General features: G+C 71.0%; 13 protein-coding genes. 4 read left to right on the top strand and 9 right to left on the bottom strand.

Annotation, left to right across the window (positions count from 1 at the left end):
- The first annotated feature begins 558 nt into the window (after nucleotides 1–558).
- Entirely contained in the window at nucleotides 559–2,274 is a 1,716-nt protein-coding gene (locus tag ACPA54_RS00065) for a DUF885 domain-containing protein (RefSeq protein ID WP_423525457.1), read from the top strand.
- A 54-nt stretch (nucleotides 2,275–2,328) separates the two neighbouring features.
- On the opposite strand, the gene ACPA54_RS00060 is transcribed toward ACPA54_RS00065, so the two are convergent.
- From ACPA54_RS00060 to ACPA54_RS00050, 3 genes are read right to left on the bottom strand one after another with little or no spacing between them, the layout of a single operon-like run.
- A complete protein-coding gene (locus ACPA54_RS00060) occupies nucleotides 2,329–2,640 on the bottom strand; it encodes a hypothetical protein (RefSeq protein WP_423525455.1) in 312 nt (103 codons plus the stop codon).
- Between the two features lie 29 nt (nucleotides 2,641–2,669).
- Nucleotides 2,670–3,605 carry an ABC transporter permease gene (locus ACPA54_RS00055; protein ID WP_423525453.1) on the bottom strand — a complete coding sequence of 312 codons (936 nt, stop codon included), beginning with the start codon at nucleotides 3,603–3,605 and terminating at the stop codon, nucleotides 2,670–2,672.
- Nucleotides 3,605–4,609, bottom strand: a complete 1,005-nt coding sequence (locus tag ACPA54_RS00050) for an ABC transporter ATP-binding protein (RefSeq protein ID WP_423525451.1) — start codon at nucleotides 4,607–4,609, stop codon at nucleotides 3,605–3,607. The genes ACPA54_RS00055 and ACPA54_RS00050 overlap by 1 nt, the downstream gene beginning before the upstream one ends.
- Nucleotides 4,610–4,865: 256 nt before the next feature.
- On the opposite strand from ACPA54_RS00050, the gene ACPA54_RS00045 reads away from it, so the two are divergent.
- Nucleotides 4,866–6,467: an ABC transporter substrate-binding protein gene (locus tag ACPA54_RS00045; protein ID WP_423525449.1), complete on the top strand. Its 1,602-nt coding sequence runs from the start codon at nucleotides 4,866–4,868 to the stop codon at nucleotides 6,465–6,467.
- A 234-nt stretch (nucleotides 6,468–6,701) separates the two neighbouring features.
- Here ACPA54_RS00045 and ACPA54_RS00040 read toward each other — a convergent pair whose 3' ends face one another.
- From ACPA54_RS00040 to ACPA54_RS00030, 3 genes are read right to left on the bottom strand one after another with little or no spacing between them, the layout of a single operon-like run.
- Complete coding sequence (locus ACPA54_RS00040) at nucleotides 6,702–7,454, bottom strand: succinate dehydrogenase/fumarate reductase iron-sulfur subunit (RefSeq protein WP_423525447.1); 753 nt, start codon at nucleotides 7,452–7,454, stop codon at nucleotides 6,702–6,704.
- On the bottom strand, nucleotides 7,451–9,406 hold the full coding sequence (locus ACPA54_RS00035; protein ID WP_423525445.1) for a fumarate reductase/succinate dehydrogenase flavoprotein subunit: 1,956 nt from the start codon (nucleotides 9,404–9,406) through the stop codon (nucleotides 7,451–7,453). The genes ACPA54_RS00040 and ACPA54_RS00035 overlap by 4 nt, the downstream gene beginning before the upstream one ends.
- A gap of 5 nt (nucleotides 9,407–9,411) precedes the next feature.
- Nucleotides 9,412–10,116 (bottom strand): succinate dehydrogenase cytochrome b subunit, encoded by a 705-nt coding sequence (locus tag ACPA54_RS00030; RefSeq protein WP_423525443.1) that lies wholly within the window; start codon nucleotides 10,114–10,116, stop codon nucleotides 9,412–9,414.
- Nucleotides 10,117–10,213: 97 nt separating this feature from the next.
- Here ACPA54_RS00030 and ACPA54_RS00025 point away from each other — a divergent pair, with 97 nt between their 5' ends.
- Nucleotides 10,214–11,113: a LysR family transcriptional regulator gene (locus ACPA54_RS00025; protein ID WP_423525441.1), complete on the top strand. Its 900-nt coding sequence runs from the start codon at nucleotides 10,214–10,216 to the stop codon at nucleotides 11,111–11,113.
- Nucleotides 11,114–11,119: 6 nt separating this feature from the next.
- Here the strand turns inward: ACPA54_RS00025 and ACPA54_RS00020 are convergent, their stop codons facing one another.
- The 3 genes from ACPA54_RS00020 to ACPA54_RS00010 form a co-directional block, all read right to left on the bottom strand.
- Nucleotides 11,120–12,196 carry a DUF5954 family protein gene (locus tag ACPA54_RS00020; RefSeq protein ID WP_423525439.1) on the bottom strand — a complete coding sequence of 359 codons (1,077 nt, stop codon included), beginning with the start codon at nucleotides 12,194–12,196 and terminating at the stop codon, nucleotides 11,120–11,122.
- Between the two features lie 224 nt (nucleotides 12,197–12,420).
- Nucleotides 12,421–12,834, bottom strand: coding sequence for a hypothetical protein (locus ACPA54_RS00015; protein ID WP_423525437.1), 414 nt, complete (start codon nucleotides 12,832–12,834; stop codon nucleotides 12,421–12,423).
- 115 nt (nucleotides 12,835–12,949) lie between these two features.
- Nucleotides 12,950–13,606: a TetR-type transcription factor C-terminal domain-containing protein gene (locus tag ACPA54_RS00010; protein WP_423525436.1), complete on the bottom strand. Its 657-nt coding sequence runs from the start codon at nucleotides 13,604–13,606 to the stop codon at nucleotides 12,950–12,952.
- 89 nt (nucleotides 13,607–13,695) lie between these two features.
- On the opposite strand from ACPA54_RS00010, the gene ACPA54_RS00005 reads away from it, so the two are divergent.
- Complete coding sequence (locus ACPA54_RS00005) at nucleotides 13,696–15,222, top strand: purine-cytosine permease family protein (protein ID WP_423525434.1); 1,527 nt, start codon at nucleotides 13,696–13,698, stop codon at nucleotides 15,220–15,222.
- The last annotated feature ends 109 nt before the right edge of the window (nucleotides 15,223–15,331 follow it).

Raw genomic sequence — 15,331 nt, 5'->3', positions numbered from 1 at the left:
GCTGTCGACCTGTGCCGCGGGCGGCACTTCGGTGGCACGTCCGGTGCAGCAGATCGCCCGCGGCGATTGGATCGCGTTTCCAGGTCCATCGCTGGGCACCGCCGGCGGCAGCTCGGGTCGTGGTCGAGCGGCGCCCGACGGCGATCTCGCATCGAACACGCGTCGGCGATACGCCGATGCAATATTATTAACAGGCCCGTGCCGCCAGTCACGCCAAGGGCAGACAAACAAGCCGCGACGTCGGCAGCGCGCTGCCAAACCCGCACCGCTCGCCCGTGGATGTGCGAGGGGCGAGGCAGGGGACTTCCGCGGGTATGCGCGGGGTGCGCGACCTTCGGGCGTTGACGAAAATCGCTATGTATAAAGCTACTTGCCGTAGGGGTGGCCCTGTGCGACAGCCCGCCCCGCCGCGTGGGGCGGGCGCAGAAATCAGGAAGGCCGGTCCAGCGCCGTACGCGCGATGCCCGCCGGCCGTCCCCAACCCCTCCGCATTCCGCTGAAAGCAGACACCCCCCGCGCCCTGATGACTCCCACCCCACCACCTACCAAGATGGCCTCATGGCCGATGACAACACCCCCCAGCCCCTCCCGACCCCCGAACCCCCGCAGCTGCCCCGCGAAATCGCCGACGCCTACGTCGAAGCCCTCATCACCCTCGACCCCATCACCGGCACCTTCCTCGGCGTCCGCGACAGCTTTGGCAAACTCCCCGACCTCTCACCCACCGGCCAAGCCGCCACCGCCGCCCTCGCCCGCCACACCCTCGCCCGCCTCGACGAAGCCGAACGCACCCCCGGCGCGGACACCGGCATCGAACGCCGCTGCGCCCGCCTCCTCCGCGAACGCCTCACCGCCGAACTCGCCCTCCACGAGGCCGACGAAGGCCTCCGCGCCGTCGGAAACCTCGGTACGCCGATCCACTCCGTCCGCGAAGTCTTCACCCTCAACCCCACCCAAACCGACGAAGACTGGGCCGCCGTAGCCGAACGCCTCCGCGCCGTCCCCGCCGCTCTCGCCGGCTACCGCGCCTCCCTCACCCTCGGCCTGGACCGCAAACTCCACGCCGGCCCCCGCCCCACCACCACCTTCATCGGCCAACTCGGCGAATGGGCCGACACCGGCAACGGCCAAGGCTGGTTCGAAGACTTTGCCGCCGCCGGTCCCGACTCCCGCCGCGCCGAACTCGACGAAGCCGCCCGAGCCGCCACCGCCGTCGTCGACCTCCGCGACTGGATGCGCGACGTCTACGCCCCCGCCGTCGCCGACTCCCCGAACACCGTCGGCCGCGACCGCTACGCCCGCTGGTCCCGCTACTTCAACGGCACCGACCTCGACCTCGACGAGGCCTACGCCTACGGCTGGTCCGAATACCACCGCATCCGCGACGAAATGCAGCACGAAGCCGACAAGATCCTCCCCGACGCGGCAACCCCCTGGGCGGCCCTGGCCCACCTCGACGAGCACGGCACCCACATCGACGGCGTCGAAGAAGTCCGCCTCTGGCTGCAAGGCCTCATGGACCAAGCCATCGAAGCCCTGGACGGCACCCACTTCGAACTCGCCGAACGCGTCCGCAAGGTCGAAGCCCGCATCGCCCCGCCCGGCAGCGCCGCCGCGCCGTACTACACCAGCCCGTCCGAGGACTTCAGCCGCCCCGGCGCCACCTGGCTCCCGACGATGGACCGCACCTCGTTCCCGGTCTACAACCTCGTCTCGACCTGGTACCACGAGGGCGTCCCCGGCCACCACCTGCAACTCGCCCAATGGGCGCACGTGGCCGCCGACCTGTCCCGCTACCAGGCCACCATCGGCATGGTCAGCGCCAACGCCGAAGGCTGGGCGTTGTACGCCGAACGCCTCATGGACGAACTGGGCTTCCTCACCGACCCCGAGCACCGCCTCGGCTACCTCGACGCCCAGATGATGCGTGCCGCCCGCGTCATCGTCGACATCGGCATGCACCTGGAACTGCCGATCCCGGCCGACTCCCCGTTCCACCCCGGCGAGACCTGGACCCCCGAACTCGCCGAGGAGTTCTTCGCCGCGCACAGCAGCCGCCCCGCCGACTTCGTGGAAAGCGAACTCACCCGCTACCTCACGATCCCCGCCCAGGCCATCGGCTACAAACTCGGCGAACGCGCCTGGCTCCTCGGCCGCGAGAACGCGCGGGCCCGCCACGGCGACGCCTTCGACCTCAAGACCTGGCACATGGCAGCCCTCTCCCAGGGCTCCCTGGGCCTCGACGACCTGGTCGACGAGCTCTCCGGCCTCTGACCCGGGACTCCACTCCAGACCGGTACCGGACCTCGGCCGCCGCGGGCATCCGCCCTACCGCCCCCCGCGGCGGCCGCCGTCCCCCGCCCGCGCCGCGTCGAGTTCCCGAAGCGTCTCCTCCGGCACATGATCTCCCGCCGCCTGATGCTCACGCAGGTGCCCGATCATCGCCGCAGCCGTCGGCAACCGAGGAAAAGGCGCCATGAACTCGAACCCGAAGCAATAAGGATTGGCGCAGTCCCCGGCCACACACTCCGGACACAACCGGGTCTCGATCAACCGACACCCGCAGCACTCGATCATGTCGTCCGACGTCTCGTACACATAGACGTCGGACCCTTCCCATCCGAAGCGCGCGTAGCTCACAAGCCCTCCCGAACGACCGCTCCAAAACCCTACGACAACACCCTCCGCCGAAAGTTCCGCAGCCCGATCGCCAGGAACAGCACGCAAAACCCCACCAGCACCGGATAAATCACATACAGATGCATATGTGAAGCCTCCGTGAAAGCGGCCCGCATGCCCTCCGCCACATAGATCAGGGGATTGGCCAGCACCAGCACCTGCAGCCAGTGGAAGCCCCCCACATGCACCGGCGACAGCCGCGTCCACTGGTAGTACGTCCCGCCGAGGAACACCAACGGCAGCACCACGAACCCGAACATCAGCCCGATGTTCCGCGGCTCGAACGACGTCCCCAGCACCAGCCCCAGCGACGTCATCGCCACACACGCCAGCGGAACGATCGTCACCACGATCGGCCAGTGCACATGCAAGTCCGGCTCCACCCCCGGCGCATGCACCACCGCCGCAATCGGAAACACGATCGCCGCCGAGATGAGCGCCTGGCACGACCCCGACAGCACCCGCGCCACCGCCACCAGCCAGATCGGACACGGCGCCTGCACCCGGTCCTCGATCTCCCGCGTGTAGCCGAACTCCTGGGACATCTGGATCGCCACCGACTGGATGCCCTGGAACATGATCGAGATCGCCACCACCCCCGGCACCAGCACGGTGGCGAACCCCGACTCCCCGGGCGACGTCGAACTCCCGCCGATGCCCTGCCCGATGGTCGGAAACACGTACAGGAAGACGAAAACCAGCAACAGCGGCTGCATCACCGTCCGGGCCGCGAACTCCACGAAATTCCGCCCCAGCACCGTCAGGTCACGCCGGATCAGCGCCCCCAACGCGGTCCACGACGCCGCGGCCGCCGACCGCGGCGGCCGAATCGGCAGCAACTCCTCCCCGCCCATCGCCGACGAGGCGGATACGGACGCGGACACACCTCCGGGCTCAGGCGAAGGCGCCGCCGCGGAAGAAGCCATCAGTCCCGCAACTCCTTCCCGGTCAGTCCGATGAACACCGTCTCCAACGTGGTCCCCGCCACCGACAGGTCCACCACGTCGAACCCGCCCCCTTCCGCCGCCCCCAGCACCCGGGGCAGCAGCCGGTCGGCACCCCCGTCCCCGACCTCCAGCTCGACCGTGCGCCCCGACACCCGGGCCCGCGTCGCGCCGGGAATCTCGCGCTTCAGGAGATCGCCCAGACCGGGCGCACCGTCCGCGACCCGGACCGTCACCACCGTGTCCGCCCCCGTCCCGCGCTTCAGCGCCTCCGGAGTGCCGAGCGCCAGAATGCGCCCGTGGTCGATGATCGCCACCCGGTCGCACAACCGGTCGGCTTCCTCCATGTTGTGCGTGGTCAACAGGATCGTCTGACCGGCCCGGTTGAGATCGCCGAGCACCTCCCACAGCGCCAGCCGCCCCTGCGGATCGAGCCCGACGGTCGGCTCGTCGAGGAACAGCACCGCCGGGCGGTGGAAGATCGCCCGCGCCACCAGCAGCCGCTGCGCCATCCCGCCGGACAGCTCGTACACCGACGAGCGCGCCCACTTCGCAAGCCGGAACCGGTCGAGCAACTCGTCGGCGCGCCGCCGCGACGCGCGGCCCGACATGCCGAACAGCAGGCCGTGGAAGAACAGGTTGTCCCGCACGTTCAGTGCCCGGTCCAGGGTGTTCTGCTGCGACACCACCGCGATGATCTGCTTGACCAGCGCGGGATGCGCGACCACGTCGACGCCGCCCACGAATGCCCGTCCCGCGGTCGGGATCACCCGCGTCGTGAGGATGCCGACCGTCGTGGTCTTGCCGGCGCCGTTGGGTCCGAGCAGGCCGAAGATCTCGCCGCGCTGCACGTGCAGGTCGAGGCGGTCGACGGCGGCGAAGTCCGTCCGCCGGTAGACCTTGGTCAGCCCCTCGGCGCGGATCACCGCACCGCTCGCCTCGCCCGACGAGGCTGCGGCGGCCACGTGACTGGTGCGTTCGGCCATGGGGAAACGTGCCTCTCCCACCACGATCCGCCTCGGACGGTCCCGCGACAAACGCGGTCGGCCGCGACGCAGCGCCGGACTGCCCCCGCCTCGTGATCGCTAGTATTTCACCGACAAAGATAGTATAAAAGCGCCTCCGCCTTCTTTCCCGATCCCCCTCCCGCTCCGACCGGATCCGGATCTCGTTTCGATCCGACTCCGATCCGCCCCACCGCGAACGCAGCCCGACGCCCCACGGCGACAAGGAGTGTGTACGGTGCCCCCTCGGATTCCCCGGAGAACGCTCGCGGCCCGGCTCGTCGCCACCGCCGCGGCCCTGACCCTCGCCCTCACCGCCTGCGGAGGCTCGTCGGGCGGCAAGTCCGGCAAACAGCCCGGCGACGGACTCACCAGCGCGACCGCCCGAACCGGCGGCTCGCTCACCGTCAACATCGTCACCGAATCGCGCGGCCTCGACCCGTTCACGGGCACGTTGTCCAGCGTCGCCGACTACTCGCGCCTCAACGCCCTCTACGACGTCCTGGTCTACGGCGACGCCAAGACCGGCCAGGTCAAGCCCCAGCTGGCCGAATCCCTGGCCACCCCCGACGGCGGCCGCACCTGGAGACTCGTGGTCCGCGACGGTGTGAAGTTCTCCGACGGCACCGTGCTCGACGCCGCCGCGGTCAAGTTCACGTGGGACCGCATGGCCGACCCCGCCGCCCGCTCGCTGTACGGCAGTTCCCTCCGCGGCGTGACCACCCGGGTGGTCGACGCCCGGACCCTGGACATCAGCCTCGCGCAGGTCAACGCGCGCTTCGACCAGGTCGTCGCCGCGCACCTCGCCTACATCGTCTCGCCGACGGCGTATCGGAAGGACCCGCAGGGCTTCGCCCGCAAACCGGTCGGCGCGGGGCCGTTCACGCTCAAGGAATGGGTGCAGGGCGACCACCAGACCTACGTCCGCAACCCCGGCTACTGGCAGCCCGGCAAGCCCTACCTCGACGAGGTCACCTTCCGGACCATCACCGACCAGCAGCAGTCCTTCAACAGCGTCTCCACCGGCGGCGCGGACATGGCGATCACCCTGGACGCGCGCAACGCCTCCGCGGCCAAGAACGCCGGGTTCGACGTCACCGAGATGGCGCTCAACGGCCCCGGCGGCGTGCTGTTCAACATGGCCAAGCCGCCGTTCGACGACCCCCGCGCCCGCAAGGCGCTCGCGCTGGCGCTCGACCCGGACGCGTTCACGAAGATGATGTACGACGGCCAAGTCGTCACGCCCAAAAGCCTGTTCGCGGCCACGTCGACGCAGATCGACCAAGCCGCCGTGCCGCCCCGCGCCCAGGACAAGGCGCAGGCCGCCGACCTCGTCAGACAACTCGCCGCGGACGGCAAGACCCTCGACTTCACGCTGCTCATGCCGGCCAGCACCAACAGCTCCAAGACCGCCGAGTACTTGCAGCAGCAGTGGAATCTGATCCCCGGTATCTCCGCCCGCGTCTCCACCGTCGAAATCGGCGCGCTCACCGCCAAGGTCCTGGTCAACCGCGACTACCAGGCCGTCTACTACAACATCGCCACCCCCGGCGAACCCCTCCTGTGGAACACGCTGCACAGCGGCTCGCCCAACAACTGGCTCGGCTACAAGTCACCCGCCGCCGACGCCGCTCTCGAAGCCAGCCGCGCGGCCACCACCCCCGAGGCCCTGAAGACGGCCTACACCAAGCTCGCCCAGGTCACCGCCGACGACGTCGTGATGATCCCGCTCCAGGAGTCCATCACCTTCACGTACGCCAAACCGAACCGCTTCGGCGGCCTGGAACTCACCACCGGCGGCGCCATCCTCATGGACCGCCTCGGCCACACCGGCAGTTGACCCGCACGCCCGAAACGGCCCTCCGTAAGCCCCGCAACCACACCCAACCCGAACACCCGCGCGCGGACACTCCCTTGGCCCGCACCAAGGCCCGGCGCGGGCACCCGTCGGCATCCGGCCCCAGCGCCGGCACCAGCCCTACGCCCGGGCCCCGGCCGGGCCGGGCCCGGCCAGGCACCCAGCCCCGGGTCCCGGGCCACACCCGGCCGCCCGGCCGTTCGTCCACCGAATCCGCTACCGCCGCCGATTCCCCTTCACCGAGGCCCGCAGATACTCCCGGTTCATCGCCGCGATAGCCGTCAACGGAATCCCCTTCGGGCACGCCGTCGCACACTCGCCCGTGTTCGTGCAGCCGCCGAAGCCCTGATCATCCATCGCCTCGACCATCCCCAGCACCCGCGACTCACGCTCCGGCGCCCCCTGCGGCAGCACGTTCAGGTGTACGACCTTCGCCGCGGTGAACAGCATCGCCGAACCGTTCGGGCACGCCGCCACACAAGCCCCGCACCCGATGCACGCGGCGTGTTCGAACGCCAGGTCCGCCGCCTCCTTCGGCACCGGCGTCGCGTGCGCCTCGGGCGCGGCACCGGTCGGCACCGACACGTAGCCGCCCGCGCCGATCACCCGGTCGAACGCCGACCGGTCCACGACCAGGTCCTTCACCACCGGGAACGCCGCCGCCCGCCACGGTTCGACGTCGATGGTGTCCCCGTCGGAGAAGTGCCGCATGTGCAGCTGGCAGGCCGTGGTGCGTTCCGGCCCGTGCGCCTGCCCGTTGATGACCATGCCGCACGCGCCGCAGATGCCCTCGCGGCAGTCGTGGTCGAACGCGACCGGGTCGTCGCCCGCGAGGATCAGTTCCTCGTTGAGCTGGTCGAGCATCTCCAGGAACGACATGTCCTCGCTGATGCCGTCGATTTCGTACGTGGCCATGGCACCGGCCGTGTCCGCGTCGTGCTGGCGCCAAATGCGCAGGGTGAGCTTCACGCGTAGCTCCGCTGGGTGGGGTGGACGTACTCGAAGACCAGGTCTTCCTTGTGCAGCACCGGCGGGGTGCCGGTGCCGGTGAACTCCCAGGCCGCCGCGTAGGAGAACGCGTCGTCGCGGCGGGCCGCCTCGCCTTCCGGGGTCTGGCTCTCCTCGCGGAAATGCCCGCCGCACGATTCGGCGCGGTGCAAGGCGTCCAGGCAGATCAGTTCGGCGAGTTCGAGGTAGTCGACGATGCGGTTCGCCTTCTCCAGCGACTGGTTGAGCTCCTCGCCGGTGCCCGGCACCTTGATGCGGCGCCAGAACTCCTCGCGCAGCTGCGGGATCCGGTCGAGGGCCTTGCGGAGCCCTTCGTCGGTGCGGGCCATGCCGCATTCGTCCCAGAGCAGTTCGCCGAGTTCGCGGTGGAAGGAGTCCGGGGTGCGGTCGCCGTCGACGGCCAGCAGCCGGGACAGCCGCGCGGTGACCTCGGCGACCGCGTCGGCCGCGGCCGGGTGGTCGGCGGGGACTTCGTCGTGCGGGTGCCGGGCGAGGTAGTCGTTGATCGTCGAGGGGAGGACGAAGTAGCCGTCGGCGAGGCCTTGCATGAGGGCGGAGGCGCCGAGCCGGTTCGCGCCGTGGTCGGAGAAGTTCGCCTCGCCGATCGCGAAAAGGCCGGGCACGGTGGTCTGCAGGTCGTAGTCGACCCACAGGCCGCCCATCGTGTAGTGGATCGCCGGGTAGATGCGCATGGGCACTTCGTAGGGGTCTTCGGCGGTGATCCGCTCGTACATCTCGAACAGGTTCCCGTACTTGGCTTCCACCGCGTCCCGCCCCATCCGCCGGATCGCGTCGGCGAAGTCCAGGTAGACGCCCTGGCCGCCGGGGCCGACGCCGCGGCCCTCGTCGCACACGTTCTTCGCGGCGCGCGACGCGATGTCGCGGGGGACCAGGTTGCCGAACGCCGGGTAGATCCGCTCCAGGTAGTAATCGCGTTCGTCCTCGGGGATCTCCGCGGGCGGGCGGGTGTCGCCGTGCGCCTTCGGTACCCAGATCCGGCCGTCGTTGCGCAGCGACTCGCTCATCAGGGTGAGCTTCGACTGGTGGTCGCCGGACCGCGGGATGCACGTCGGGTGGATCTGCGTGAAACACGGGTTCGCGAACAGCGCGCCGCGCCGGTGGGCGCGCCAGACCGCGGTGGCGTTGGAGTTCTTGGCGTTGGTGGACAGGTAGAAGACGTTGCCGTAGCCGCCGCTGGCCAGCACCATCGCGTCGGCGAAGTAGGTGTCGATGCGGCCGGTGACCAGGTCGCGGGCGACGATGCCGCGGGCCCGGCCGTCCACCACGATCAGGTCGAGCATCTCGGTGCGCGGGTGCATCTCCACGGTGCCGGCGTCGATCTGCCGGGACAGCGCCTGGTAGGCGCCGAGGAGCAGTTGCTGGCCGGTCTGGCCGCGGGCGTAGAACGTTCGCGACACCTGCACGCCGCCGAACGAGCGGGTGTCGAGCAGGCCGCCGTACTCGCGGGCGAACGGCACGCCCTGTGCCACGCACTGGTCGATGATCTCGACGGAGATCTGCGCGAGGCGGTGCACGTTCGACTCGCGGGCCCGGAAGTCGCCGCCCTTGACGGTGTCGTAGAACAGCCGGTGCACCGAGTCGCCGTCGTTGCGGTAGTTCTTGGCCGCGTTGATGCCGCCCTGGGCGGCGATGGAGTGCGCCCGGCGCGGGGAGTCCTGGTAGCAGAACTGGACGACGTGGTAGCCCTGTTCGGCGAGCGTGGCGCCCGCGGCGCCGCCCGCGAGCCCGGTGCCGACGACGATCACGGTGTGCTTGCGCCGGTTGGCCGGGTTGACGAGCTTGGCGTCGAAGCGGCGGCGGTCCCAGCGTTCGGCGATCGGACCGTCGGGGGCTTTGGTGTCGGCGATCGGGGTGCCGGTGCGGTAAGCGGTGTAGTCGGATGCAGGGTGCATGCGGATCACCTCACGATTCCGGTCAGGACGCCGATCGGGACGGCGACGAAGCCGAGGGTCAACAGGGCGGCGAGGCCGTTCGCGGTCGCCTTGAGGGCGCGGTCGCGGCGGGGCGAGTTGGCGCCGAGGGTCTGCGCGGCGCTCCAGAAGCCGTGCCGGATGTGCAGGCCGAGGGCGAGCATCGCGACGATGTAGAACAGCGCGACGTACCAGCGGTCGAACGACGCGACGATGTTGGCGTACGGGTGCCCGTGCTGCGCGTTCGGGTTCGCGTCGAGCGTCGTCAGGTCGAGCAGGTGCCAGATCAGGAACAGCAGCAGGATCACGCCGCCCCAGCGCATCGTGCGCGTCGCGTAGCTGGTGCGGGCCCTGGTGCGCCGGTACTTGTCCGGCCGGGCGGCGAGGTCGCGGCGGCTGAGCTGGTACGCGGCGACGCCGTGCAGCACCACCGCGGCGACCAGCACGACGCGGAGGATCCACAGGAACCACTCGTAGTGCAGCACCGGCTCGCCGATGGTGCGCAGCCAGTGCGCGTAGGAGTCGAACTCGCCCGGGCCGAAGAAGATCTTGAGGTTGCCGATCATGTGCGCGACCAGGTACCCGAGCATGATCAACCCGGTGGCGGCCATGACCGCCTTCTTGCCGACGGTGGAACGCCACAGGAAGCCGATGAGGGACGGGGAACGCGCCGTCCGGGTCGCGAGTGCCATGTCTGGGACGTTAGGCCCGGGACCTTCGATCCGTCCAAGACATGGAATGACTCATTTCGATAGGGGATTCCTATCGATGCGGGATAGGGTGGCGGGCGTGCAGATCCAGCAGCTCCGCTATTTCGCGACCGTGGCCGAGCTTCGGCACTTCACCCGCGCCGCCGAGGAACTCAACGTCGCGCAGCCGTCGCTGTCCCAGCAGATCCGGGCCTTGGAGCACGAGCTGGGCGCCGAGCTGTTCCACCGGGCGCGCGGCAACATCACGCTGACCGACGCGGGGGAGGCGCTGCTGCCGGTGGCCCGCCGGATCCTCGCGGACGCCGAGACCGCGCGCCGGGAGGTCCTGGAAGTGGCGCAGCTGCGGCGCGGCCGGGTGCGGCTCGGCGCACCGCCGAGCCTGTGCGCGAGCCTGGTGCCGGACGTGCTGCGCGTCTTCCACGACCGGTTTCCCGGCATCGAGCTGTTCGTCGACGAAGGCGGTTCGCAGGACTTGGTCCGCACGCTGGCCGCGGGCGGCCTGGACCTGGCACTGATCATCACCCCGCTCGGTCCGGGCGCGCCCGCCCTGACCACGACCGAGCTGCTGCAGGAAGACCTGGTCGTGGTGTCGTCCCCGGCCGAGCCGCCGCCGACCGGCCGCGCGGGCATCCGGGTGGGCGACCTGCGCGGGCTGCCGCTGGTGATGTTCCGCCGCGGCTACGACCTGCGCGAGATGACGATCGCCGCGTGCCGGGCGGCCGGTTTCGAGCCGGCGTTCACTGTGGAGGGCGGCGAGATGGACGCCGTCCTCGGCTTCGTGCACGCGGGCCTAGGTGTCGCCGTGGTCCCGGGCATGGTCGCGGCGCGGTCCGGGCTGCGCGTCACCCCGTTCGAGGGGCGGCCGATGCGCCGCGCCATCGCGGTCGCGCACCGCAAGGACGCCCCGCCGCCGCGCGCGGCGCGGGAACTGTGGGGCGTCCTGGTGGAGCACTTGGCCGGCGCCGAGGACCTTGGATGACCGGTGTCATCCCTCCGGTGCCGCAGTCTCCGAGAGGACGTTGCCGTCCTCGTCCATGCGCGGATGGAGTTGCGCCGGGTCCTGGCTGTTGACGTCGGACGGGCGCGGGCCTTCGGGCCCGTCGGGGCCCCAGCGGACGAGCCGCCGGGTGCGGCACAGCTGATGGACTCCGCCGGCGAATTCCAGCCGGTTCGCGTGCGGGCCGCCGGCGCGCAGGGCGGCCGCGGCCTCGGCGTACGGGGCGAGTTCGGGGGCGTCGGAGGTCTCCGCGTCGAGCTGCGGATCGGCGTCGTAGGCGATCAGGCCGTTCTTGCGCGGCCAGAACCAGGTGAGCGCGAAGTGCAGCGACTTGCGGGCGGCGTGCGCGGTGGCGTGCGGGCCATTCGACGGGGTCCAGCCGCCGGCGTGCTGTTCGACGACGGTGAAGGTCGCGGGCAGCAACAAGACGTCGGGGTGGCTGAACAGCGCCTGCTCGGAATCGGCGCGGACGTGGTCGGGGAACCGGTCGCCGGTGTAGTGCAGATCGCGGAGCGCGAGGCGTTCCAGGGCCTGGCTCGGCGGGACCGCGGCGTACGGGTCGAGGACGAGGCCGTCGTCGATGCGGGGGTCGTTGGTCGCCCGGTCCCAGTCCGGGACGAGCGGCTCCGGGTCGGTGGGTCGGGGGCCTTCGATGCCGTTGCCGTCGGCGACCGCGTACTCCTCGGCACGAATCACCCGGTACCGGGTGCCGCCCACGCTCAGGTCGTCGACCCGCTCGGTCTCCAACCGCGCCACCGCCGACAGCAGCAACTGCCGCATCTCCCGGTCGCAGTCGGCGTCCTTGGCACGGAACCACAGGCGCGAGTTGAGCCCGTCGCGGGCGAGTTGCGGGCAGTCGTCGACGACGGGGCAGATCACGCGCCACGCCGCACCGTCCGCGGGGGACTGCGCGGCGATCCCGAACAGCGGCCCGCGGACCACGAGTTTGTCGTTCCGCAGCGCGGCGTCCGCGGCATCCGCCTCGGCCGCCGCCTCCACCGGTTCCACCGGCACCCGCACCACGACCGGCCGCACCCCACCCGGCGCCGTATCCCCGTATTCCATGACTCCATCCTGACGCCGATCACCCGGCGTGTGGGGAGCTTTGGCGGATCGTCACGCAATCGGGGCGAGGACCGCGGGGGCGCGAGGGGCGTGCGAGGGGTCGCACGAGAGGGTGCGACGATCCGGCGTACGGAACGCAGGCGAGGCCCGGCACGGCCGGAAACCGCAGCGGCGGCGCCGCGCGAAAGGAACCCGCCGGAACCGCCCCCGTCCCCCGAACGGCCCTACGCGAAGCCGAGGTTGATCGCCGGTGCGCGTACGACGGCGTTGTCCTGCCGGGCTTCCTCGCGTTGGGACGCGCCGCGGGCAGGCGATTCCGCGGGCGCGGGCGTCTCGCGGCCGGCGGCTCCGCGCACCGCCGTCTTGACGCCGCCGGCGATGGTGGCCATCCCGGCGACTGCACTGTGCAGGATGCCCTTGCGGACGTCCGGCGCGGGGCCGACCGTGCGCAGCCCGCGCTGTTCGGCGTCGCGCACGATCTGGCGCGCGTCGTCCACCGCAACGTCGCCCGCGACCTGCTTGTCGTCGGCTGCCGTGCGTGCGTTGCTGACCGCTTGGTCGGCGGCGGTCTGTCGCTGCCCATTGGCTTCGTCCGCCTTGACCCGGTCCGCGCTCTCCTCTTCCGGTGTGCGCCCCATGGACCCCTCTCCCGCCGTCGTCGGCTGGAACTACTCCTGCGCCGAGGGTAGGACCGCCGCCGCCCGTGGGGCAGAGCCCGACGCAATCGGGTCGGAGCCCCGCGCTCGGCGGCTGTTACGGCACCGCGGGCTGCGCGCTCCGTGATCGGGTGCGGAGGGTGCCCTTCGGTAGGCCGAGGACGCGTTCTGCGGTGGTCAGGGCCATGTCGTCGAGGACCGGGTGGTCGACCTGGCCCTCGTCGTTGGCGTAGGCGCCGAGGCCGTCGACGGTGATGAGGATGTGCAGGGTGGCGCCCGCCGGGTCGTCGGTGGTGAACTCGCCGGCCCGGACGCCCTCGGCGATCAGGTCGGTCAGCACCGTGCGGTTGACCGCTTCCTCGGCGGCGACCGCCGCGCGCAGGTGCTCCTTGAAGCGGCTGAGGTGACGTGCGTTCAGCCACAGCCGGCTCAGGTCGAGGTACTCGCCGTCGGTGAGCCGGGCCAGGTAGCGGGCGAGCCGGTCGGCGGGCGGCAGGGACTCCTCGTCGGCGGGCAGCAGAGCCGCGCGCTCCCGGGCCGCGGCGTCCGCGAAAGCCTCGCTGACCAGCAGGTCCGCGGCCGGGAAGTAGTGCCCGACGAGGCCCGGTCGGACGCCCAGCTCGTCGGCGACGCGCCGCAGCGTGATGCGTTCCAGGCCTTCTTCGAGCCCGATCCGGGCCGCCGTCCGCAGGATCTCCGCGCGGCGTTCCTCGGGGGCTTTGCGGGTTCGGGCCGGCCGGGGTCTTGACGTCATGGAGGCCACCCTATTGGATGTGTGGCCATTAAGCAGTTGGCTATCCGACCAATAGGGGCGGTGCAGCCCGGCGGACCCGAGAGGCCCCGATGACCACAGCAAACTCCGCATCCTCCGCAAGACCGGACGGCACCGCGGGCACCGGCCAGACCACCAGCCCCGCCGACACCCCGACGCCGGGTTCCACCACGGGCCCCGTCGACCCCATAGCCCCGCACGGCCACACCGACCCCGGACACGGCGCCGGCCAGGTCGAGACCCGCGGCATCGACCAGGTCCCCGACGACGAGCGCGGCGGCCGGCCGCGGCAGCTCTTCGCGGTCTGGGCCGCCCCGAACGTCAGCTACCTGAGCATCGTCGTCGGCGCGACGCTGATCCTCATGGGCCTGACGCTGCCGCAGGCGATCGGCGTGATCCTCACCGGCAACCTGCTGTGGATCTGCACCGGCATCGTCGCCGCCAGCGGCCCGGTCGCCGGCACCAGCGGATCGGTGATCTCCCGGGCGATGTACGGCGTCCTCGGCAACAAGGTCGTCCTCGTGCTCACCGGCTGGCTGATCGCCGCCGCGTACCTCGCCCTCAACTGGTCGGCCGCGTCCGTTGCCGGCATCGGCCTCGCGGGCCGCTACGGGCTCCCCGACAACTCGGCCGTCGACGCCGCCGTGATCTGCGCCATCGCGGGCGGCACGATCCTCATCGCGATCTACGGCTACGCCACGATCGTGCGGCTCTACACCGCCCTCAGCGTGCTCCTCACCGTCGTGTTCGTCGTGGTGACCGGCTACGTCCTCGACCACACCGACTGGTCGTACACCCCCGCCGAGCAGCTCCACGGCACGGCGCTCCTGGTCGCCCTCGGCACCGGCTTCACGATCATCGCGTCGACGCCGCTGTCCTACAGCAACAGCCCCGACCTGGCCCGCTACCTGCCGCGCGGCAGCAGCCCGTACGCCATCGCCGGCTGGACCGCGTTCGGCGCGTACCTCCCCAGCGTCGTCTTCACCACGGTCGGCGCCCTCGCCGCCACCACGCTCGACATGAGCGACCCCGAGGCCGCGCTGGAGAGCATCCTGCCCGGCTGGTTCATCCCGATCTTTGTCATCGCCGTCGTCCTCAACACGATGACCAACAACGGCATGACCGCCTACAGCGCGGGCCTGTCGATCCAGTCCGTCGGCGTCCGCCTCGCCCGGATCCCCGCCGTGCTCATCATCGGCGTGCTCGGCACCGCGATGACGTTGTACGCGATCCTCGTCTTCGACTTCCTCACGAGCGTCAACACCATGCTCCAGCTCGTCGTCGCGGTCACCGGACCGGCCATGGCCGTCGCCGTCACCGACCTGCTGCTGCGCCGCAACCGCTACCGCGGCACCGACCTCCTCGGGCAGGAACGCGGCGGACCGTTCTGGTACCACCGCGGCGTCCACCTGCCCGGGGTCGCCGCTCTCGTCGTGGGCGGCGTGGTCTCGGCGATGTGGGTCAACACCAGCTTCTGGGTCGGCCCGATCGCCGGCGCCATGGGCGACGTCGACATCGCCATCCCGTCCGGGATGCTCGCCGCCGCGGCCGTCTACTGGGCCGGCACCCGCATCCTGCGCACCATCCCGCGGACCTGAGCCCGGCGGGCGCGGCCGCCCGCCCCGCCCCCCCCCCGCGCCCCCGGCCCCCCCCCCCCCCGGAACCCCCCCCCCAGGACCAGGGTCGTAAAAACAAATGACCCGACCC

This window comes from Uniformispora flossi, assembly GCF_049534875.1.
Taxonomy (GTDB): Bacteria; Actinomycetota; Actinomycetes; order Streptomycetales; family Streptomycetaceae; genus Yinghuangia; species Yinghuangia aomiensis.
This window is presented reverse-complemented; position numbering and strand designations above follow the sequence as displayed.

Bases quoted from the DNA above. Each gene is read 5' to 3' on its own strand.
- ACPA54_RS00065 (WP_423525457.1), top strand. From the start codon at position 559: ATGGCCGATGACAACACCCCCCAGCCCCTCCCGACCCCCGAACCCCCG.
- ACPA54_RS00055 (WP_423525453.1), bottom strand. From the start codon at position 3,605: ATGGCTTCTTCCGCGGCGGCGCCTTCGCCTGAGCCCGGAGGTGTGTCC.
- ACPA54_RS00050 (WP_423525451.1), bottom strand. From the start codon at position 4,609: ATGGCCGAACGCACCAGTCACGTGGCCGCCGCAGCCTCGTCGGGCGAG.
- ACPA54_RS00035 (WP_423525445.1), bottom strand. From the start codon at position 9,406: ATGCACCCTGCATCCGACTACACCGCTTACCGCACCGGCACCCCGATC.
- ACPA54_RS00030 (WP_423525443.1), bottom strand. From the start codon at position 10,116: ATGGCACTCGCGACCCGGACGGCGCGTTCCCCGTCCCTCATCGGCTTC.
- ACPA54_RS00020 (WP_423525439.1), bottom strand. From the start codon at position 12,196: ATGGAATACGGGGATACGGCGCCGGGTGGGGTGCGGCCGGTCGTGGTG.
- ACPA54_RS00015 (WP_423525437.1), bottom strand. From the start codon at position 12,834: ATGGGGCGCACACCGGAAGAGGAGAGCGCGGACCGGGTCAAGGCGGAC.
- ACPA54_RS00010 (WP_423525436.1), bottom strand. From the start codon at position 13,606: ATGACGTCAAGACCCCGGCCGGCCCGAACCCGCAAAGCCCCCGAGGAA.
- ACPA54_RS00005 (WP_423525434.1), top strand. From the start codon at position 13,696: ATGACCACAGCAAACTCCGCATCCTCCGCAAGACCGGACGGCACCGCG.